Raw genomic sequence first — 21,265 nt, forward strand, 5'->3', positions numbered from 1 at the left:
GCAAATTATGATAAAAAAACATTATGAATTTTCATATTGGCTTAGAGTAACTCACTGGGTTAGGGCAATTGCAATTGTAATATTAACTGCATCAGGATTTTATATTGCCTATCCTTTTATTTCTCCTGCAACAAATGGGGGAGAACCAACAAATTTTTTAAATGCTTTATTTAGATCGTGGCATATTATTTTTGGTTTTCTTTTAATTGCAGTTACAATAGGAAAATTTTATCTATTTATTTTTGATAAGCAAAGTAGATTAGAAAGGGATTCTTTCTGGGATTTTATAAATCCAAAAGTTTGGATACAACAAATAGGTTATTATATGTTAATAACTAAACATCCACATGGAAAAGGTGTTTATAATCCTCTTCAATTTATGGCATATGTAGGTATATATATATCTATAGTGATGATATCTTTAACAGGACTTATTTTATATGTACATGTTTATCATGAGGGAATGGGCGGAGTACTTTTTGATGTAATGAGAAGTTTTGAAGTACTTTTAGGTGGATTAGCATGGGTTAGAGAATTACACCATATATTTATGTGGGTATTTATTATATTCTTGCCAATACATGTATATCTAGCAGTATTTAATTCTGTATACGGTAAAAGTGGAGCTATGGATTCAATTATCAGTGGTTACAGATGGATTAAAAGTAAAAAATAATGAATATATTAATACTAGGAATTGGTAATATTTTGTTTCAAGATGAGGGTATAGGTGCTCATTTTATACATTATATAGATGAAAAATATGAGTTTTCATCTGACAAACATAGTGTCAATATAGTTGATGGAGGAACTTTAGCCCAAAGGTTAATTCCTCTAATCATCAAATTTGATAAAGTTTATGTGGTTGATTGTATTGATGCACTAGATTCAAAAGCAGGTGATGTTTATTTTTTTGATTATTTAAAGGCACCTTCCGAGATTGATTGGCAAGGTAGTGCCCATGAAATTGAGATGTTACAGACATTAAATATGATAAAAATGAATGGAGATTTGCCTGAAACTCATGTTATTGGAGTTATTCCTAAACGAATAGCAGATGATACAACTTTTGATTTAAGTGAAGAGATTGTAAAAGCAACAGCTACTATGGAACATACACTTATTAAATCATTAGAAGAGATGGGTGTAGAGATATCTATTAGAAACAAAGATATTACTATTGAAGATATTTCAAAAATATCTTTTAAAAGAGAGATTATAAATGATTCTAGAATATAAATTTGTTTATCAATCAAACAATAATTATTTTGTTGAGTATATTGATAACATATTAAAACAAAAGGAGACAAAATATTATATTAATAGAGAAAATGAAAATATATTTTTATATGTAGAAGATGAAGAAGAAAGATTACTAAAAATTTCAGATGAGTTGTCAAATGAACTTCCAATATCAATATTTTTAAAAGATTTTGCATTGGAAGTTGTATCACAAATACCTCTTATAAACTATCAATATACCCTAGATAGTTGCCAAAAGTCTTATTGTTCAAATTGTTTAGCAGAAATCGAAAATAAAGAAATGACAAATTATTATAATCCCTTCATAAATTGTCAACTTTGTGGTACAACTTCCAATGTTAAATCTCTTGATATCTTCGAAAATAAAGAAAAAATTGAATTTGATAATTTCAAAAATAGTTTTGAATTTTTAGCTTCTAAAATTGCCCAAGGCAAAACATTAGAGATAAAAAATGCAAATAAAAAAATATATCTAAAAAAATTGGAAAAAGTTGAATATGAAAATCAAACTGTATTATGTACAGATATTAATAATCTGTCAAAAATAGCAGTTGGTTCAAAACAAAAAAATATATTGCTTTTAAGTCTTGAAAAACCAATTATTGAATTTAATCTAAATGCAATCTATAAAAAAAGTATGGAAATAGAATTTGATAAGATCAATGTGATTGCTTCTTGGGATTTAGTAATATATTTACTTTCAAAAGAGTTACAGAAATTAAATATAGATTTTTTAAGTATTGAGCAAGATAATCAAGAATCTAGTGTTACAGTTGAATATAAAAGAGAGTTAAATTTTCCAAAAATTTCTGTAACAGAAAACAATATCTATATACTTGAAAACAATTGTTATGATAAAAGATTAAATAAGGTTTATAATAGTTTTGATGAGAAGTCTAAGTCTCAATTTATGGTCTTACTAGATGAAAATAAACTTTATGAAAAAACAGTTTTAAACTTTTTTATCTCTTCAAAATATGATGATGGTATCAATCTGTATTCATCAAAAATTGATGGTCTTGTTGATATTGTAAAATATAATATTCCAAATAGTATAAGTGAGCTTATTGAAAATATTGAAAAAACTGAAAATGGTGATAAACTAATAAATAGTTATAAAGAAAAATTTCCAGATATTTATAAAAAAGCAATAGAGTCAAATATAGATAATAATCTAAATTCTATTACAAACTTGTGGAAAATAGCTTCAACTATTTTGGATTTGGATGATATTTATAAAACTGCAAAATCTTGCCTTTTACAAAAGGGACCAAGAATAGATTATAAACTTAAAAAAAGTGATAAATTATTTAACAAAGAGTTTGATATTGTTAGTTTTATAAAAAGTGGCATTAGTTTTAAACTTGCAGGAGTTGAAGAAAAAACTCTATCTTTAGGCTATGTTGAAAGCTTTATATATTTTATTAGTGATTTATATGATGAGGTAAATGAACAGTTTGAAGTTGATGGAGTCTCATTTTGCGGAGATTATATAGGTGAGGAGATTATAAATAAACTAATTGCTAAAGCTTTCAATAAAACTTCTAAATTATATTATAATAAGGATTTTCCAATACAATTATAAAAAATAAATGGAAAATAAATGGAAGCAGTTTTTATTGAAGTAAAAGGTATTGTTCAAGGGGTGGGTTTTAGGCCCTTTGTTTATAACTTAGCTATTTCAAACAATCTTAATGGATGGGTTAACAATGATGACCAAGGTGTAAATATTCATCTTGAAGGTGACACTACTTCTATAAACAACTTTTTAACTAAACTTGAAAACTATGCACCACCTTTATCAAAAATAGATTCAATAAAAAAAACTAAAATTAAACAAAAAAACTATAATAGTTTTGAAATAACAAAAAGTGAAAATACTTCAAATAAAACCACAATTATCTCCCCTGATATGGCAGTATGTGATGATTGCATTAATGATATAAATGATAAAAACAACTTTAGGTATAACTATGCTTTAACAAATTGTACAAACTGTGGACCTAGGTATTCTATTATAAAAACAGTTCCTTATGATAGATGTAATACTTCTATGGCAAATTTTCAGATGTGTAATGATTGTGAAAAAGAGTATATGGATCCAACAAATAGAAGATACCATGCACAACCAGTAGCTTGTGAAAAGTGTGGACCAAAAATCGCCTTGTATGATTCAAAAAATCAATTAATATCATCTAATGAAAGTGCAATTAAAAATATTGCTTTAAAAATAGATAAAGGTGAAATTGTAGCTATAAAAGGTATGGGTGGTTTTCATTTAATTTGTGATGCAACAAATGATAGAGTAGTTAGAAAATTAAGGGAAAGAAAAAATAGACCTACAAAACCATTTGCAGTTATGTTTAAAGATATTATTCAGATAAAAGAGTTTGCAAAATTAACAAAAAAAGAGGAAGAGATACTTGTCTCAAAAGAGAAACCTATAACTTTAGTTAAAACTATAAGTTCAAAATTGAGTTCACAAGTTGCACCAAATATTGATAGATTAGGGTGTTTTATAGCTTATACTCCTTTACATATAATACTTTTTAAGCATCTAAAAAATCCAATTGTTGCAACTAGTGCCAATCTTTCAGATGAACCAATAATTAGACAAAAAGAGGAGTTACTTCAAAAGCTTGGAAACGTTATAGATTTTGTTTTAGATTTCAATAGAGAGATAATAAATGCTTGTGATGATTCTGTTGTTCAAGTTGTAAATGATGATATCTCTGTCTTAAGAAATGCAAGAGGTTACGCACCATCATCAATAAAACTTGATAAAAAAACAGACAAAAAGATATTAGCTTTAGGTGCAAATCAAAAAGCAACTATTGCATTAGCATTTGAAAACAACTTAGTATTATCTCCTCATATAGGAGATTTAAACTCTATTACCTCAATGGAATATTTTGAAAGAACAATTAATACTTTTAAAAATTTTTATGACTTTAAACCAGATATTATAGTTTGTGATAAACATCCAAATTATGAAAGTGTTAAATGGGCAAAAACTCAAAATATTAAAATCGTACAAATACAACATCATTATGCACATGTTTTATCAACTATGGCAGAATATAAATTAGATGAGCAGGTTTTAGCTTTCTCTTTTGATGGTACAGGTTATGGTGATGATAAAAATATTTGGGGTGGAGAGGTTTTTATTGCAAATAAAAAAGAGTATAAAAGAATTAAACATTTTAAATATTTTAAACTTTTAGGTGGAGAAAAGTCAGTAAAAGAGCCTAAAAGAGTTGCACTTTCTTTACTTTTTGATACTTTTTCACTTGATGAAATATTAACTTTAGATACTCCTACTGTAAAAGCATTTTCAACAAATGAGATTAAAATAATGCATACAGTTTGGCAAAAAGGTTTAAATGCCCCTTTTACAAGCTCACTTGGAAGATTATTTGATGCCATAGCATCTTTTAGTGGCATATTACAAATTCAAACTTATGAAGGTCAAACAGGTCTTCAAATTGAAATGGCATATAATAGAAATATTAAAGAAGCTTATACTTATAAGATTGAAGATGAAGATATAGATTTATCAATGGCTATCAAAGAGATTATAAAAGATAATAATAAAGAACTTATATGTACTAAGTTTATAAATATGCTTGTTAATCTAATCTTAGATATATCAAATCTATATAAACTTCCTATTGTATTAACAGGTGGCGTATTTCAAAATAAAACACTCCTAGAAGCAGTTTGTGAAAATTTGGAAAAGAGCAAAAAGAGATATTATTATTCTAAAAATATCCCTTTAAATGATGGTGGAATTGCAATGGGACAACTATATTCACAAATTTAGAAAAATAGTAGAATATAAATAGCTACTCCCTTATAAGATGTTAAAGTTAAACATAGAAAAATATATTTACCAATTTTTTTATGTTTACTACTTTTAAGTTTTTCCACTTGATTATTTTTATATAGTTTATATGAGTATATATAAAGATAAAGCCATCCAGCAACTGAAAAAATAGCAATGATTATATGAATTATTAGAAAACTTAATAAAAATGAGTAAGATACTAGAGTTGACTCTTTAGAGAATTCAATAAAACCACCTGTAATTCTAACTCCTGTTTCAAATATTATAATCATAAAAAGAGTAAAAAATAATATAATCGATTGAGAAGTTAAATGTTTTTTATACTCTTTCTTTATAGCAAACCTTATGCTTATTGCTAATAAAATAGGCAAAAAAGCAAAATAGATAGTGATTAAATCTAAAAAAAAAGGGGCTTTTGTATTTAAAAAGCCCTGTTCTAATAAAAACATATTAAACTGCTTTAGGCTTTATTTTTCTCTCAATAACAAATGCGCCAAAAGGGATAAGAGATAATACAAAAAGTTGAAACATTAAACCAGTATTCCATTTCTCTTTTATTTTTGCTTCAAATAATGAAATCATAAAAATTATAAATAAAACACCATGAATCATTCCAAAGACTTTTACCGGGTAAGGGTTTTCTCCAATGTATTTTATAGGCATTGCAACAAAAACTAAAATTAAATAAGATAAACCTTCAATTGCAGATATAAGTCTAAATCTACTTAAAGCATTACTAAACATAAACGTCCTTAAATTTTTTGATATTATAATGAATTAAGATTATATTATCTTTAGCTAATTGATAAAAATTATCATTTTATAAAAAATTAATATAATAAAAAGCTAATTATAAGAATTAGTTATAATATAACTCTTTTAATATCTCAATTTGTTTGTTTTGCAGATAATTAAATTTAAATTCGCACTCTTTTAAATAGTAAAAAAAATTTTCTTCATCTACACCTTTGTATTTTTTAAGATTTTCTTCTAAATATTTCCAAAAAATATGTAAAGGTGTAGTATATGCGTATTGAGAATATATTTTATGCCATTTTAAATAGTTTTCGAAGTTTTTATTATCTTCTCCTCTATCATATCTACTAAGCTTAGGCATTAAAAGTGTAAAAACTTTTTTATTTGAGTAAAAACCTATTATATTTATAGCTTCATATAGGGAACGACTTTTATCTTTTTTTTGTCTGTTTGTAAAGTAATAGTATTCTTCATATGAACTATTATCTTGTACTGTATTGTAATGTTGTTCTTCTAAATAGTAAGCAATAAGTTTTCTAAAAAGAGTAAATCTATTTTGTATAGTTCTATAATTTACATTTAATATTTTTGCACATCTATTCGCGTTAATATTATTACAAAAAAGCTCAATAACTCTTTTGTCTATTTCTAGTTTTTTAAGAGAAAATTTTTTTTTACATACACTACATTTTTTATAATTATTTTGTAGGTTATACAATCTTTTACTTTTACAAAAGGGACATCTCATAGCTATTTCTTCTTATAATTTTATTTAAAATGTAACATTATAAATTTAATGGTTCAAATAATACATAAGTGTACCATAATATTAGTTTAGTTTTAGTTTAGATTTACTAGACTGTCTAAAATGAACAGATATTCACAACAAAGAAAAGGATAAAAAATGTGTCAAGATTGCGGATGTAGTATAACAGACCATCATCACCACCACGACCATGAGCATAGTCATGAACACTCACATGAACATGGAGATTCATCTTCTCATCAAGCTGCACATGAAACTTTACATCATAACCCACAATTAAATGATAGTAAAACAGTTTCTGTAATAAAAAAGATTTTAGATAAAAATGATCACGAAGCAGCTCATAATAGAGCTCATTTTAACAATCACAAAGTTTTAGGAATAAATCTTATGAGTAGTCCAGGAAGTGGGAAAACTACACTATTAGAGCATTTAGCTGATTTGGCTGATTTTAAATATGGAGTAGTAGAAGGTGATTTAGAAACAAATAAAGATGCTGATAGATTAAAAGCGAAGGATATAAAAGCTGTACAAATACAAACAGGAAGTGCATGTCACTTAGATGCTTTTATGGTTCATAAAGGGTTACACGATATGCCTTTAGATGATTTAGATGTATGTTTTGTTGAAAATGTAGGAAATTTAGTTTGCCCAGCATCTTATGATGTAGGTACTCATTTGAATATTGTATTAGTTTCAGTTCCAGAAGGGGAAGATAAAATAGCAAAATATCCTGTTATGTTCCGTGCTGCTGATCTGATTTTATTTACAAAAACTGATCTCCTTCCTTATTTTGAATATGATTTAGAAAAAGAGAAAGAAGTAGCAAGAAAACTAAAACCAAATGTTGATATTTTGGAAGTTTCTACTAAAGATAAAGACTCTTTACAAGCAGTTGTAGATTGGATTAATTTTAAAAGAAAGTTTAGATAGTTTAGGTGTAACTCGTTACACTCTTTAAAGTTTGTTACAAAATGTGCTTTTTAAAATCTAGATTTTGAAAAGGGACATTCAAAACTTTTTACAAGTTTTGATAAAAGTAATTAAAGATTATAAAGGTCCCTGGAAATGGGACATTTTTTAGGAAAATAATATGTGTTTATCAATACCATCAAAAGTTACAAAAATAGATGAAGAAAATAATATAGCAACTGTAGATACAATGGGAGTTGAAAGACAAGCAAGTTTAGATTTAATAGACCAGCCTGTTACAGTTGGAGATTATGTACTTATTCATATTGGTTTTGCAATGAATAAAATAGATGAAAAGGATGCTTTGGCATCATTAGAAGTTTATCGAGAAATTATAGAAAAAATGGAAGAGGATGATAGGCGTCAGGCAATACTTGAAGATGATGCCTGTGCCAATAGAGCTTAAAATGGCAGAATTAAAACTAAAAGACCTATATGATGGGTTTAGAGATCCAAAAGCTATTAAAGCCTTAAAAAAGTTGATTGATGAAGAATCTTCAAAACTTCCAAGAAAAATAAATGTTATGGAAGTTTGTGGAGGACATACTCATACTATTATGAAATATGGGCTTAATCAACTTATGCCAAAAAATATTGAGTTTATTCATGGTCCAGGCTGCCCTGTTTGTGTAATGCCAAAAGAGAGAATAGACCATGCATATATTTTAAGTTTACAAGAAGATGTAATCTTAGTTACTTTAGGTGATATGATTAAAGTTCCAGGAAGTCGTGGAAGTTTGCAAGATGCAAGAAGTAAAGGTGCTGATGTAAGATTTGTATATTCACCTTTAGATACTATAAAAATTGCCCAAGAAAATCCAAATAAAAAGATTATATTTTTTGCAATAGGATTTGAAACGACAACTCCTATGACAGCTGCACTTTTAGAACATGTAACAAAAAATAAATTAAAGAATGTTTTTTTTCATATAAATCATATAACTGTACCAGAACCAATGAGAGTTTTACTTGATAGTGAAGATTGTAAAATAGATGCTTTTATTGGTCCTTCTCATGTGAGTGTGATTACAGGTTCAAAGATTTATGAAGAGTTTGTATCAAACTATAATAAACCAGTTGTTGTAGCAGGTTTTGAGCCAGTTGATGTTATGCAATCAATATTAGCAATTGTCAAACAGTTTAATGAAAATAGATGTGAATTAGAGATTGAATACTCAAGAGCAGTTTCTTATGATGGAAACTTAGCTGCACAAAAATTAAATGATAAATATTTTACTAGAGCTACACATTTTAGATGGAGAGGTTTAGGTGATATTTCACACTCTGCACTTAGATTAAAAGATGAGTTTGTTTTTTTAGATGCGGAAATACTTTATAAAGATATTTTGCCAAATGAAAAAATTGATGATCATAAACTTTGTATTTGTGGGGATATTATGCGTGGAGTTGCAAAACCAAATGATTGTAAGGTTTTTGGAACGGCTTGTAAGCCAAGTTCACCCTTAGGAAGTTGTATGGTAAGTAGTGAGGGTGCATGTAGTGCTTATTATAAATATGGAAATTTATTGTAGATGAAAAAACTTTTTATTATAAAAGCTGGTATTACTTTTGAAAATACAAAAAAATCGTATAAAGATTTTGATACTTGGGTAATTGATAAATTAGATAATCAAAATTTGGATATAGAAGTAATTCATATTCAAGAAAAAATCTATTTACCTGAACTTGATACTATTGCAGGAGTTGTTATAACTGGTTCACATTCTATGGTTACTGATGAAGAGTCATGGAGTGTGGCTATAGAAAAATGGATTCCAATTTTAATAAAAAATGAAATTCCATTATTAGGTATATGTTATGGACACCAACTGTTAGGTAAAAGTATGGGTGGAGTAAGTGGATATCATGCCAATGGAATAGAAATAGGAAGTGTAGAAATAACTTTATCAAAAAATGCTAAAGATGACATTTTGTTTAAAGGAATTCTAAAATCATTTATGGCTCATACTATTCATTCTCAATCTGTATTAGAACTACCTAAAAGTAGTATTAATCTAGCATATAATAAACATGATAAAAATCATGCTTTTAGATTAGGGAAAAATGCTTGGGGTGTACAGTTTCATCCTGAATACAATGAAGAAATTATGAAATCATATATAGAAGAAGTAGGGAAGTCAAAAAATATTCCTGTTGAAGAATTGATAAAAAATATAGAAAAAACTCCATATGCAAATCTAGTTTTAAAGAGGTTTGGTGAGATAGTTGAAGAAGAGGTTAAAAATGACTAATATAACACTAGCACACGGAAATGGTGGACAAGAAAATAATGAGTTAATAACAAAGATCTTTTATAAAGCTTTTAAAAATGAAATATTATCAAAAAGTGAAGATGCCGCAGTTATTGAAAATGGAACTTTAGCTTTTTCAACTGATTCTTTTACTGTAAGTCCTTTAGAGTTTCCAGGAGCAAATATTGGTAAGTTAGCAGTTTGTGGTACTTGTAATGATTTGGCTATGATGGGAGCAAAACCTAAATATCTTACTTGTTCTGTGATAATAGAAGAGGGCTTTGAAGTCGATACTTTAAAAAGAATTGTATCTAGTATGGAAAAAGAGTTAGAGTTAAATGGTGCAATTGTAGTAAGTGGTGATACTAAAGTTGTTCCAAGAGGAAGTGTTGATAAGATATTTATTAATACTACTGGAATAGGCGAGATAAAACAAAAAGGGATCTCTTCTAACTCAATTAAAGAGGATGATGTAATAATTGTATCAAATTCTGTTGGTAAACATGGAGCAACAATTTTTGCAGCAAGAGAAGGGATAGATTTTTCTACAGATTTAAAATCTGATTGTGCATCTTTATGGCCAGTTGTTGAAAAACTTATAGAAGCGAAGATTGATGTAAGAGCTTTGAGAGATGCAACTAGAGGGGGAGTTAGTGCTGTTTTAAATGAATGGGCAAAGCAATCTGATATTTGCGTAGAGATTGAAGAAGAAAAAATCCCCGTATGTGATGAGGTAAATGGGGTTTGTGAACTTTTAGGCTTTGAAGCTTTAAGTTTAGCAAATGAAGGAACATTTGTAATGGCTATTTCAAAAGAGCAGGTTTCAAAAGCAATGGAAGTTTTAAAATCAATTGAAACTTCAAAAGAAGCAAGTATCATTGGACAAGTTACATCTAAACATAAAGGGAAAGTTGTTTTAAATACAGCTTGGGGAACTCAAAGATTTATTGATTTGCCTACAGGTGAACTTCTTCCAAGAATTTGTTAAAAGAAGATAAATAAGAATTTAGTCCCCATCAAAATAGGAGCATATATGCATGAATACAGCATTGTACAATCATTATTAGATAGTTGTGAGGAACACGCAAAACAAAATGAATCTTCAAAAGTTACTAAAGTAATAGTTAAGATTGGAGTACTTTCAGGTGTTGAACCAGACTTACTTCAGACAGCATTTGACACATTTAAAGAAAAAACAGTTTGTGATAATGCACAATTTATTATTAACCATCAGAAAGTAGTGATACATTGTTTATCCTGTGATGAGGAATCAGTTTTAGAAAAAAATGAGTTTTTATGCCCAAAATGTAAATCAAATCAAGTAAAAGTTATTGATGGTGAGGATATGTTTCTTATGAGTTTAGAGATGGAATAATAAATAAACTTAAGAATTTTTTTTAGTTGATTTTTTTATTTATAAAAATTATCTTTAGGTTATATAATAGTTAAAACTTTATATAGAGATTCATTATGAATAAGATTAGACTTGAAAAACTAATATATAAAAATTATTTAAAAACATCTGTATTCTCTATTCTATTTATTGAACTTGCACTTTTAATTATATATTTCACAGTAAATAATAAAATTGTTAATATAAGCATTCAAAGTTTATTGAGTGATATAGAAAAAAGTGTTTATTCGACGATTAAAAATTCTATTAAAGATACTGAACAAAAATTTAATAATATAGAAAATTTATCTTATATCTTACAAAATGAACATCAAAACTTTTTTAAATATGTTGTTAAATTAAATGATTTTGATGGTAAATATTATAGGTATGCAAATAATGGAGTTTTCTATAAATATAAAAATATAGATGGAGCTTCACTTTTTGTATCAAATAAGGAAAAAATAGATAGGAGTTTAAAAGAAGAAATATTTAAAACAGAAATTTTTGATAATACATTAAAAACACTTGTTGATAGAAACAATTTAATAACTGCTGCTTATTATAATTCCCATAGAAATTATATTAGGTATTATCCTTTTTTAAAAAATGCATATAATGTTTTCCCTTCTGATTTTGAAATCTCAAACTACAATTTTTATTATGAAGCAAATAAAAAAAATAATCCAGAGAAAAAAGCTGTATGGACAGATGTGTATTTAGATCCAGCTGGTCAAGGTTGGATGTTGAGTGTAGTTGTCCCAATTTACAATAATGATTTTTTAGAAGGGGTATCAGGAATAGATATTACAGTTGAGAATATTATTAAAAATATTCTTGAATCAGAAATTCCTTACAATGCGTCATCAATACTTTTAGACAAACATGGAAGTATAATTGGTCTGACAAAAAACAGTGAAGATACTCTTAATCTAAAAGATAGTAGTGATTATAAACATTTTAAAGATGAAAAAATAGGTAAAACAATATATAAAAGGGATAGTTTTAATATTTTAAATCATAAAGACGAAAAAATAAGAGAGATATTTAGTAAAGTGTTAAATGAAGAAAATTATTCAAGAGAGATTTATTTAAATAACAAAAAATATCTTCTTTTCTCAGAAAAAATAAAAAAAACATCATGGTATGTTGTATCTTTAATAAATGAGGATAATATTACTTCAGAGGTTAGAAGTTTAGAAAGTTATTATAAAAATCTTGGGTACACAATTATTGCCTCTATTATAATTTTTTATTTAGCATTTTTTGTTTTTTTACACTTTAGAGCAAAAGATTTTGTAAGAAAAATAAATCTTCCTTTATCAAAAATTATTGAGATGACTAAAAATATTGGAAATAAAAAATCAGCTGAAAAACTTGAAGAGTGTGGAGTATACGAGATTGATTTGCTAAATGATAATTTTAATAAAATGGCAGATAAGTTAGAAGAAAAAAACCGAGAGCTTATTAAGTCGGAATATAAGGTTGCTTTTAATGAAAAACTTGCATTGACTGATTCTTTGACTAAAGTTTATAACAGAAGATTTTTAGATGAGTTTTCAAATAAATATTCAAATGAAATATCATCAAGTAAAGAGGGATTATCTTTATTTGTAGTAGATATTGATAACTTTAAAAATATAAACGATACTTATGGACATGATAGAGGAGATGAAGTTATTACAACTCTTGTTTCCATTGTAAAATCAGTAATAAGAAAAAATGATTTTATAGTAAGATTAGGTGGGGATGAATTTTTAATACTTTTACCAAGTAGTAATCTTAAAAACTGCAAAAAAATAGCAATAAAACTTATTGAAAAAATAAATGAAAGAAATGAAAAACTAGAATCATTTGAAATAAATTTTACAATTAGTATAGGATCTGCAAATTATGAAAAAGATGATATGGGTATAGTTGACACAATTAAAAGAGCAGACAAACATCTTTATAAGGCAAAAGCCCAAGGAAAAAACTGTATTATTTAAATATCTAACTTGCAAAAAAAAGAAACTTACATGTAATTTATAAATAATTTATACAGCATTTATAATAAGTTTTTATAATTTTATGTTATTATCTCCCAATAGATTTAAAAGGAGTATATATGAAGAAACTAATTAGTTTAGCACTAGCTTCTGCTTTAACTTGTGGTATAGCATTAGCAAAAGAGATTAAAGTTGGAGCAGTAATGCCAATGTCAGGGCCATTAGCTGCTTATGGTCAAGTTTGTTATTTAGGTTTAGAATTAGCAAATAAATTACAACCTACACTAAAAAATGGTGATACTATAAAGCTTGTTTTATTAGATAATAAAGGTGATAAAGTAGAAACTGCAAATGCAACAACTAGATTGATTTCATCAGATAAAGTTGTAGCTATTTTAGGTGCATTAACTTCTACTAATACAGCACAGACTATTGCAATTGCAGATAAAAAGAAAGTTCCAGTTATTGCTTCTGTTGCTACAAATGATAAACTTACAGCAAGAAGAAGTTTTGCAAATAGAGTTTGTTTTACAGATTCATTTCAAGGAGAAGTTGTTGCAAATTATGCAAAAGAGCAAGGTTATAAAACTGCAGTTGTAGTTGTAGACCAGGCACAAGTTTATTCTCTAGGTCTTGCAAAAGCTTTTCAAAAAGCATTTAAGAAAAATGGTGGAAAACTACTTAAAAAAATCATGGTAACATCTGGGGATAAAGATTTTAAAGCAGTTGTTTCTCAAATTAAAAGTTTAAATCCTGATTTTATGTTCTTACCTTTATATCATCCAGAAGCTTCAATGATTGCTAGACAAGCTAAACAGTTAGGTTTAGATAAACCAATGTTTAGTGGTGATGGTGTTGCAAATCAAACATTTATTGATTTAGGTGGAGATTCAATTGAAGGTTATATGTTTACTGACTTTTTTGATTATACAAATCCTCCATCTAAAACTTCAGCAGACTTTGTAGCTTTCCATGAAAAAGAGACTGGAAATAAAGAGGTTAATTCATTTACTGCTCTTGGAGCTGATACTTATAATATTTTACTTGATGCAATGAATAGATGTGAAGATCCAACTGACTCTATTTGTGTTAACAATGAAATTAAAAAAACAACAAACTTCGATGGTGTTTCAGGAACTATAACAATTGATAAAACTGGTAATGCAACTAGATCAGCTGTTATAAAAGAGATTAAAAATGGTAAAGCAGGTTTTAAAGCTACTGTTAATCCATAATTAAAATATGATTTTATGAGTTTGGCATATTTTGCCAAGCTCTTTTTTTTTGTTATAAGAAAATAAATAATTTTTCTTTTCTTATGGTAAAAGTCTTAAAAAAACTTGGGAGACTCGATGGATTTATTAACATTTATGCAGCAGATGGTAAATGGATTCTCTTTAGGATCTATGTATGCCTTGATTGCTATTGGTTATACTATGGTTTATGGTGTGCTTAGACTTATTAACTTTGCACATGGTGATATAATGATGGTTGGTGCCTTTTTAGGTTATGCATTTATTGCAATTTTTGGTTTACCTTTTCCTTTAGCAGTTTTATTAGCAGTGATTGGTTCGGCATTATTAGGGATGCTAACAGATAAGATTGCTTATAAACCTTTAAGGGAAGCTCCAAGAATATCTTTATTAATTACTGCAATTGGAGTATCTTTCTTTTTAGAAAATGCTTTTACTGTTTTTGCAGGTGGAATTCCAAGAGCATTTCCTGTTCCAGCATATATGGAAAATATTTTTAATGTAGTTGGTGTTACCTTTTCTGTATCCTCTATAATGGTTCCTATTGTTACATTAATATTACTTGCAGGAATACTATATATCTTATATAAAACAAAATATGGTATGGCTATTCGAGCTTTATCTTTTGATTTTAAAACAGTAAATCTAATGGGTATTGATGCAAATAAAATTATTTCATTGGTTTTTGCTTTAGGTTCAGGTTTAGCAGCGGTAGGAGGTATTTTTTGGGCAGTTAATTATCCTTCTGTTGAACCTATGATGGGTGTATTAGTAGGATTAAAAGCTTTTGCTGCAGCTGTTGTTGGAGGAATTGGTTCTGTGACAGGTGCTGTTCTTGGTGGATTTATTATAGGATTTACTGAAGTTGTAGTTATTGCATTTTTCCCTGAACTTGGTGGGTATAAAGATGCATTTGCTTTTATTTTCCTTATTTTTGTACTTTTATTTAGACCAACAGGAATTATGGGTGAAGATTTAGAAAAGAGTAGGTTTTAATTATGATAGAAGATAAAATTTTTACAAAACAAAGATTAATAAATCTAGCGATTATAATTACAGCTATTTGGTTTACTTGGTTTGCACAAAACTTTTTTGATGAATATACTGTAAGGATAATTAACAATGTTGCAATTTTTATTATACTTGCAGTTTCATATAATTTAATAAATGGTATTACAGGTCAATTATCACTTGAACCAAATGGATTTGTTGCTGTAGGAGCTTATGTTACAGCAATCTTAACTTTAGATGCAGATGCTATGTATTATCAATTTGATATTGAAGATCCTGCTGGATGGATACTAGTTTTACAAGCAGATTTTATTTGGGCGCTTTTATTAGCTGGGATTGTTTCATCACTTTTAGCTTTATCTTTGTCATTTCCTGTATTTAGAGTAAGAGGTGACTATTTAGCGATAGTAACACTAGGATTTGGTTTTATTATTAGAATTTTAGCAATCAATAACCCTCAAGTGACAAATGGTTCTTTAGGTTTAAATGATATACCTGAATTTTCAAATCTTTATTGGACAGGTGGTATTTGTATTTTAGCAGTTTTAGCAATTTTAAATGTAATCTATTCAAAGTATGGTAGAGCTATGAAAGCTGTTAGAGATGATGAAGATGCAGCTACAGCTATGGGGATTAATACTTTTAAAACGAAAACATTAGCATTTACAACTTCAGCATTTTTTGAAGGTGTAGGTGGTGGTCTGTTAGCTGCTTTATTAACATCTATTTCTCCAGATTTATTTACTTTCTTCTTAACTTTCCAACTTTTAATTATAATAATTTTAGGTGGTTTAGGAAGTACAACAGGTGCTATTATTGGTACTGTGTTTGTTATGGCTGGACTTGAATGGATTAGATTCTTAGATGAACCAATGAATATATTTGGTTATCAAACAGAAGGTTTACCTGGAATGAGAATGGTTGTATTCTCTCTTATTCTTATCATAGTTATGTTATTTGCAAGAGAAGGAATGATGGGTAAAAAAGAATTATTTGAATTGAAATTTTTCAAAAAAAGAAAGGGTGGTAAATGATTTTAGAAGTATGTAACGTAACAAAAAAATTTGGTGGAGTTACAGCTATAAATGAAACATCTTTTCATGTAAAAGAGAAAGAGATTTATGGTTTAATTGGTCCAAATGGTGCTGGAAAAACTACAATGTTTAATATTATTACAGGTAATTATGAACCAACTCAAGGACAAATAAAATTTCATGGTCAAAGAATTGATGGTATAAAGCCTCATAAAATTGTACATAGAGGAATAGCAAGAACTTTTCAAAATATTAGATTATTTACATCTATGACTGTTTTAGATAATGTTTTAATAGGATTTGATTATCAAGCGGAGTATACTTATTTAGAAGCTATTTTTAGATTACCTAGATTTTTTAAAGAAGAAATAAGAGTTAAAAAAAGAGCTTTTGAAATTATGGAAATACTAGGTATCTCTAAATATGCAGATGAGATGGCAACTTCACTTTCTTATGGTCAGCAAAGAAAAGTTGAGATAGCAAGAGCTTTGGCAGCTTCTCCTCAACTTTTATTATTAGATGAGCCAGCTGCAGGAATGAATCCTCAAGAAACCCATGAGTTAGCAGAACTTTTTTTTAAGATTAGAGATGAATTTGATATTACAATTTTATTAATTGAACATGATATGAAATTTGTAAACAAACTTTGTGATAGAGTTATGGTACTTGATTATGGTAAAACTATTTTTGAGGGTGATATTAAAGATGCAATTAAAGATGAAGAAGTTATAAAAGCTTATCTTGGAGATTTTAAACATGCTTAGTGTAAAAAATTTAGAAGTATATTATGGTTTAATTAAGGCTGTAAAAGGAATTGATTTTGAAGTAAAAGCTGGGCAAATAGTTTCTTTAATAGGAAGTAATGGTGCTGGTAAAACTTCAACCTTGCAATCAATTGTTAATGATGTAAAGAAAAAAGGTGAGATTATTTTTAATGATTTAGATATCTCAAATCATAAAACACATAAGATAATAAAAGAGGGGATTTCATTAGTTCCAGAAGGAAGAAGAGTATTCCAAAATTTAACTATAGAAGAAAATCTTAGAATGGGTGCTTTTAATAATGATGAGTTATACAAAGAGTATCAAGAAAGGATGTTTAAATTATTTCCAAGATTGATTGATAAAAAAGGTCAATTAGGAGGTACAATGAGTGGTGGAGAGCAACAAATGCTTGCAGTTGCTAGAGCATTGATGTCTTCACCTAAACTTTTAATGTTAGATGAACCTTCATTAGGCTTAGCTCCTAAAATTGTGGGTGAACTTTTTGAAACAATTATAAAATTAAAAGAAGAGGGTATTACAATTCTTTTAGTTGAGCAAAATGCTTTTGCAGCTTTAGATATATCTAATTATGCGTATGTATTAGAAAATGGTCTAGTAGCTTTAGAAGGTGATGCAAAAGAACTTATTAACTCAGATGAAATAAGAAAAAAATATTTAGGTGCTTAATTAAATATTTTCTGCAAAATTTAAAAAGTTAATAGTAAAACTATTTATAAACTATTAACTTTTTATCACTATAATTACAATGATAAATTTAAATTAGGATAGATATGCTTTTAATGAAACTTGAAGCAAGAGAGAAATTCTCTTTTTTGCAACTTGCGCACTATTTAGCGAGAATTGATAATGATTATGGTGAAAAAGAACAAGAAATTATTTTAGAATATTGTGCAGAGATGGGTATTGAAAATGATGATAATTTTGATATAAATGAGTTTTCTTTAGAAGATACATTAAAAGATTTTAGAACGGAAAAGAGTAAAAAAATTGTTGTATTAGAATTAATGATTTTAATACATGCTGATGATAAATTTGATTTAAAAGAAAGAACATTGATCTCAAAAATAAATGATACTTTTAAATTATCTCCACAAAATTTAGAGTTTTGTTCACAATGGGGAAAAGGTGTTGCAGCGTTATATTCACAGGGAAAACTTTTTATTAATAACTAATAAAAAAATAATTTTTACTGTTTAAACAGTTTTTCTAGGATAAATTAGATAAAATAATATGTATGGAAATCATTGAAAAATTAAATATGAAAATTGACAAACTATTATATCAATATGAACTCTTGAAAAAAGAGAATGAAAACTTACGTCAAGATTTAGATGATTTAAAAAATAAAAACGATGAGTTGGAGAGAAATAACCAAGATATGCTTCTAAGAATTGATAGTACTCTAACTTTTGTAGAGGCAAAGAATATTGGAAAATAAATTGACATTTCATATAAATAATATGGCTTATACTATTGTTGTAGATGAAAAAATAGCAAAAGAGATTACTCGATATTTAGATTTAGATAAAAATTTAGATACAAGAGAATTATTAGCTGCTTATATTAGAATTTCGCAAGAATTTAGTAGTTTTAAGAACGATTTAGAAGAGATTTCTGAAAAAATACCCAAACTTTAATTATGAGGAAAGCTTTTTCACTAATTGAATTAATATTAGTACTTGTAGTTATCTCAATATTATCTGTATTTATTTTGTCAAAATTTGATGACTCTTCGGAATTTGCTAATAAAACAAAAGTTAAATCAGAAATTGCACTTATTAGAAACGGAATAAGTAAACAAATTAGCTCCAATGTTTTACTAAATAAAGATGAAAATATATATTTAGATAAAGAGAGTGTTAATCTAGAAGGAAGTTTACTTTTTAAAAATATTTTGGATTTTCCTTTAATCTCAACAAGTGAAGACAAAAAAGAGTTAGGAAAGTGGATAAAAACTTCATCAAATAGATATATAATTTATATCTCAAATGATGAATATTTAGAATTTACTTTTGAAAATAACAGTTTTGTATGTAAAAGTGATAAAGAATTATGTGTGAGTTATGAATGAATTATTATGAACTTGTTATATTAAAATCTCCTCAGTCACCATTAACTTATCAGAGTGATGAACAACTAGAAATTGGTTCAAAAGTTTTAGTTTCAATAAGAAATAGAAAAAACTTATGTGAAGCTGTAGTTATTAAAAATGTTGAAAAGCCATCTTTTAAATGTAATGATATACTTGAGATTACTAAATACTTTTATAATGACAAGATGATTGGAATCTCAACATTTATCTCTCAGTATTATGTTTGTTCTTTAGGTGAGGCATTAAGCATTTTTACCCCATATAACAAAGAGATAGAATATATAAATGATGAGATTAATTATAACTCAAATATACAATTATCTACTGAACAGCAAAAAGCTTTCGACTTTTGTGAAGAGAAAAAACAAGCTTTGCTTTTTGCAAATACTGGTAGTGGTAAAACAGAAATTTATATAAAAACTATAGAAAAAATTTTAAATAGTGGATCAAATGCAGTACTTCTTATGCCTGAAATTTCCCTAACACCTCAAATGCAAAATAGATTAGAAAAAGTTTTTGGTGAAAATGTTGCAATATGGCACTCTAAAGTATCTAAAAAAAGAAAAAATGAAATATTAGAAGGTGTTTATACAAATAAAATAAAGTTAATAGCAGGAGCAAGATCCGCACTTTTTTTACCTTTTAAGGATTTAAAATTAATAGTTGTTGACGAAGAGCATGATGAGTCTTATAAAAGTGATAGTAAACCAAGATACAATGCAAAAGATTTATCTTTATATATTGCTAAAAAATATGATTTAAGACTTATATTAGGAAGTGCTACAGCTTCTATCTCTTCTTTCCATAAAATTCCATATTATAGATTAAAACAAACATTTTATGAAACTAAAAAAAGGATTTTATTTGATGATTCCTCTTTAGAATTATCTCCTAAGATTATCAATAAAATAGCTTCAACTTTAAACAATGAAAATCAGGTAATTGTATTTTTACCTACTAGAGCAAATTTTAAATATCAAATATGTACAGATTGTGGAAAATCTGTAGAGTGTCCTTTTTGTTCAGTATCAATGAGTTTACATAAAAATGATTTAGCCTTAAAGTGCCATTATTGTGGATACACACAAAAAATACCTGAAACCTGTCCCTCTTGTAATACTGGGGTAATACATAATTTAAGAGTTGGTACAGCAGAGATAGAAGAGAGATTAAAAGAGTTATTTCCAGAAAAATCTATAAAAAGATTTGATAGAGATGAGATAAAAACAGATACAAAACTAAAATCTGTGTTAAATGATTTTAACAACAATAAAATAGATATCTTAGTTGGTACACAAATGCTTTCAAAAGGGCATGATTATCACAATGTTAAATTAGCAGTTGTTTTAGGAATTGATGCTGTTTTAAATATGAACTCTTATAAATCAAGGGAAAGAGCCTTGTCTTTACTTATACAAATAGCTGGAAGAAGTGGAAGAAAAGGTGAAGGTGAAGTAATAGTTCAAACGCAAAATCAAGACTTCTTTGAATTTTATATGAATGATTGTGATTATGAAGAGTTTTTATCTAGTGAATTAGAGTTTAGAGAAGAGCTTTATCCTCCATTTTTAAAGATGGCAAAAGTATTATTTGCCCATTCAAATGGTTTAAAAGTAAAAGATGAAATGGATAAATATATAAAGATTTTGAAAAAGATTGAGAATATTGAAGTAGTAGGCTTTGGACAAAGTGCAATTTTTAAGTTGGCAAATAAATATAGATATGAGATTATTTTACGCTCTTCAAATATAAAAGCTCTATTAACTGCTTTACATAGTATTGATTCTTCTATGGCAACTATTGATATGGATACTAACTTTTAGGTTTAGAAGCTTTTATGACAAATTTGAGT

24 protein-coding genes are annotated in these 21,265 nt (G+C 27.3%); 21 read left to right on the top strand and 3 right to left on the bottom strand.

Annotated features, from left to right (window positions below):
* Positions 1–7 precede the first annotated feature (7 nt).
* Genes cybH through hypF form a run of 4 tightly spaced genes read left to right on the top strand, consistent with a single transcriptional unit; the run spans position 8 to position 5,086 of the window.
* Positions 8–676: a Ni/Fe-hydrogenase, b-type cytochrome subunit gene (cybH, locus tag ACKU4C_RS04990; protein ID WP_321314974.1), complete on the top strand. Its 669-nt coding sequence runs from the start codon at positions 8–10 to the stop codon at positions 674–676.
* A complete protein-coding gene (locus ACKU4C_RS04995) occupies positions 676–1,239 on the top strand; it encodes a HyaD/HybD family hydrogenase maturation endopeptidase (protein ID WP_321314977.1) in 564 nt (187 codons plus the stop codon). Before cybH ends, ACKU4C_RS04995 begins: the two co-directional genes overlap by 1 nt.
* A complete protein-coding gene (locus ACKU4C_RS05000) occupies positions 1,223–2,848 on the top strand; it encodes a hypothetical protein (RefSeq protein ID WP_321314979.1) in 1,626 nt (541 codons plus the stop codon). The genes ACKU4C_RS04995 and ACKU4C_RS05000 overlap by 17 nt, the downstream gene beginning before the upstream one ends.
* Positions 2,849–2,866: 18 nt before the next feature.
* Positions 2,867–5,086 (top strand): carbamoyltransferase HypF, encoded by a 2,220-nt coding sequence (gene hypF, locus ACKU4C_RS05005; protein WP_321314981.1) that lies wholly within the window; start codon positions 2,867–2,869, stop codon positions 5,084–5,086.
* On the opposite strand, the gene ACKU4C_RS05010 is transcribed toward hypF, so the two are convergent.
* From ACKU4C_RS05010 to ACKU4C_RS05020, 3 genes are all read right to left on the bottom strand, one after another.
* On the bottom strand, positions 5,083–5,559 hold the full coding sequence (locus ACKU4C_RS05010; protein WP_321314983.1) for a DUF420 domain-containing protein: 477 nt from the start codon (positions 5,557–5,559) through the stop codon (positions 5,083–5,085). The genes hypF and ACKU4C_RS05010 overlap by 4 nt on opposite strands.
* Before the next feature lies 1 nt (position 5,560).
* Positions 5,561–5,854 carry a DUF3817 domain-containing protein gene (locus tag ACKU4C_RS05015; RefSeq protein ID WP_321314985.1) on the bottom strand — a complete coding sequence of 98 codons (294 nt, stop codon included), beginning with the start codon at positions 5,852–5,854 and terminating at the stop codon, positions 5,561–5,563.
* A gap of 115 nt (positions 5,855–5,969) precedes the next feature.
* Positions 5,970–6,584: a hypothetical protein gene (locus ACKU4C_RS05020; protein WP_321314987.1), complete on the bottom strand. Its 615-nt coding sequence runs from the start codon at positions 6,582–6,584 to the stop codon at positions 5,970–5,972.
* Positions 6,585–6,770: 186 nt separating this feature from the next.
* On the opposite strand from ACKU4C_RS05020, the gene hypB reads away from it, so the two are divergent.
* The 17 genes from hypB (at position 6,771) to ACKU4C_RS05105 (ending at position 21,236) form a co-directional block, all read left to right on the top strand.
* Positions 6,771–7,565: a hydrogenase nickel incorporation protein HypB gene (gene hypB, locus ACKU4C_RS05025; RefSeq protein ID WP_321314989.1), complete on the top strand. Its 795-nt coding sequence runs from the start codon at positions 6,771–6,773 to the stop codon at positions 7,563–7,565.
* Positions 7,566–7,725: 160 nt separating this feature from the next.
* Entirely contained in the window at positions 7,726–8,010 is a 285-nt protein-coding gene (locus ACKU4C_RS05030; protein ID WP_321314991.1) for a HypC/HybG/HupF family hydrogenase formation chaperone, read from the top strand.
* 1 nt (position 8,011) lies between these two features.
* The gene (hypD, locus tag ACKU4C_RS05035) at positions 8,012–9,136 is read left to right on the top strand and encodes a hydrogenase formation protein HypD (RefSeq protein WP_321314993.1); all 1,125 of its coding nucleotides are present in this window, start codon (positions 8,012–8,014) and stop codon (positions 9,134–9,136) included.
* Positions 9,137–9,856 (top strand): glutamine amidotransferase, encoded by a 720-nt coding sequence (locus ACKU4C_RS05040; RefSeq protein ID WP_321314995.1) that lies wholly within the window; start codon positions 9,137–9,139, stop codon positions 9,854–9,856.
* Positions 9,849–10,844 (top strand): hydrogenase expression/formation protein HypE, encoded by a 996-nt coding sequence (gene hypE / locus ACKU4C_RS05045; protein ID WP_321314997.1) that lies wholly within the window; start codon positions 9,849–9,851, stop codon positions 10,842–10,844. The genes ACKU4C_RS05040 and hypE overlap by 8 nt, the downstream gene beginning before the upstream one ends.
* Positions 10,845–10,889: 45 nt before the next feature.
* Positions 10,890–11,231: a hydrogenase maturation nickel metallochaperone HypA gene (gene hypA / locus ACKU4C_RS05050; RefSeq protein WP_321314999.1), complete on the top strand. Its 342-nt coding sequence runs from the start codon at positions 10,890–10,892 to the stop codon at positions 11,229–11,231.
* A 95-nt stretch (positions 11,232–11,326) separates the two neighbouring features.
* Positions 11,327–13,237 (top strand): diguanylate cyclase, encoded by a 1,911-nt coding sequence (locus tag ACKU4C_RS05055; RefSeq protein ID WP_321315001.1) that lies wholly within the window; start codon positions 11,327–11,329, stop codon positions 13,235–13,237.
* Between the two features lie 119 nt (positions 13,238–13,356).
* The gene (locus ACKU4C_RS05060) at positions 13,357–14,472 is read left to right on the top strand and encodes an ABC transporter substrate-binding protein (RefSeq protein WP_321315003.1); all 1,116 of its coding nucleotides are present in this window, start codon (positions 13,357–13,359) and stop codon (positions 14,470–14,472) included.
* A gap of 117 nt (positions 14,473–14,589) precedes the next feature.
* Complete coding sequence (locus ACKU4C_RS05065; protein WP_321315006.1) at positions 14,590–15,486, top strand: branched-chain amino acid ABC transporter permease; 897 nt, start codon at positions 14,590–14,592, stop codon at positions 15,484–15,486.
* A gap of 17 nt (positions 15,487–15,503) precedes the next feature.
* Entirely contained in the window at positions 15,504–16,535 is a 1,032-nt protein-coding gene (locus ACKU4C_RS05070) for a branched-chain amino acid ABC transporter permease (protein ID WP_321315922.1), read from the top strand.
* Positions 16,532–17,299: an ABC transporter ATP-binding protein gene (locus ACKU4C_RS05075; RefSeq protein WP_321315009.1), complete on the top strand. Its 768-nt coding sequence runs from the start codon at positions 16,532–16,534 to the stop codon at positions 17,297–17,299. Before ACKU4C_RS05070 ends, ACKU4C_RS05075 begins: the two co-directional genes overlap by 4 nt.
* Complete coding sequence (locus ACKU4C_RS05080; protein ID WP_321315011.1) at positions 17,292–17,987, top strand: ABC transporter ATP-binding protein; 696 nt, start codon at positions 17,292–17,294, stop codon at positions 17,985–17,987. Before ACKU4C_RS05075 ends, ACKU4C_RS05080 begins: the two co-directional genes overlap by 8 nt.
* A 104-nt stretch (positions 17,988–18,091) precedes the next feature.
* Positions 18,092–18,493 (top strand): TerB family tellurite resistance protein, encoded by a 402-nt coding sequence (locus tag ACKU4C_RS05085; RefSeq protein ID WP_321315013.1) that lies wholly within the window; start codon positions 18,092–18,094, stop codon positions 18,491–18,493.
* A gap of 62 nt (positions 18,494–18,555) precedes the next feature.
* Positions 18,556–18,759 carry a cell division protein ZapB gene (gene zapB / locus ACKU4C_RS05090; RefSeq protein ID WP_320033615.1) on the top strand — a complete coding sequence of 68 codons (204 nt, stop codon included), beginning with the start codon at positions 18,556–18,558 and terminating at the stop codon, positions 18,757–18,759.
* Positions 18,749–18,958: a hypothetical protein gene (locus ACKU4C_RS05095; RefSeq protein ID WP_321315016.1), complete on the top strand. Its 210-nt coding sequence runs from the start codon at positions 18,749–18,751 to the stop codon at positions 18,956–18,958. The genes zapB and ACKU4C_RS05095 overlap by 11 nt, the downstream gene beginning before the upstream one ends.
* A 2-nt stretch (positions 18,959–18,960) precedes the next feature.
* Complete coding sequence (locus ACKU4C_RS05100; protein WP_321315018.1) at positions 18,961–19,392, top strand: type II secretion system protein; 432 nt, start codon at positions 18,961–18,963, stop codon at positions 19,390–19,392.
* On the top strand, positions 19,389–21,236 hold the full coding sequence (locus ACKU4C_RS05105) for a primosomal protein N' (RefSeq protein ID WP_321315020.1): 1,848 nt from the start codon (positions 19,389–19,391) through the stop codon (positions 21,234–21,236). Before ACKU4C_RS05100 ends, ACKU4C_RS05105 begins: the two co-directional genes overlap by 4 nt.
* The last annotated feature ends 29 nt before the right edge of the window (positions 21,237–21,265 follow it).

It is taken from the genome of Halarcobacter sp. (assembly GCF_963676935.1).
Lineage (GTDB): Bacteria > Campylobacterota > Campylobacteria > Campylobacterales > Arcobacteraceae > Halarcobacter.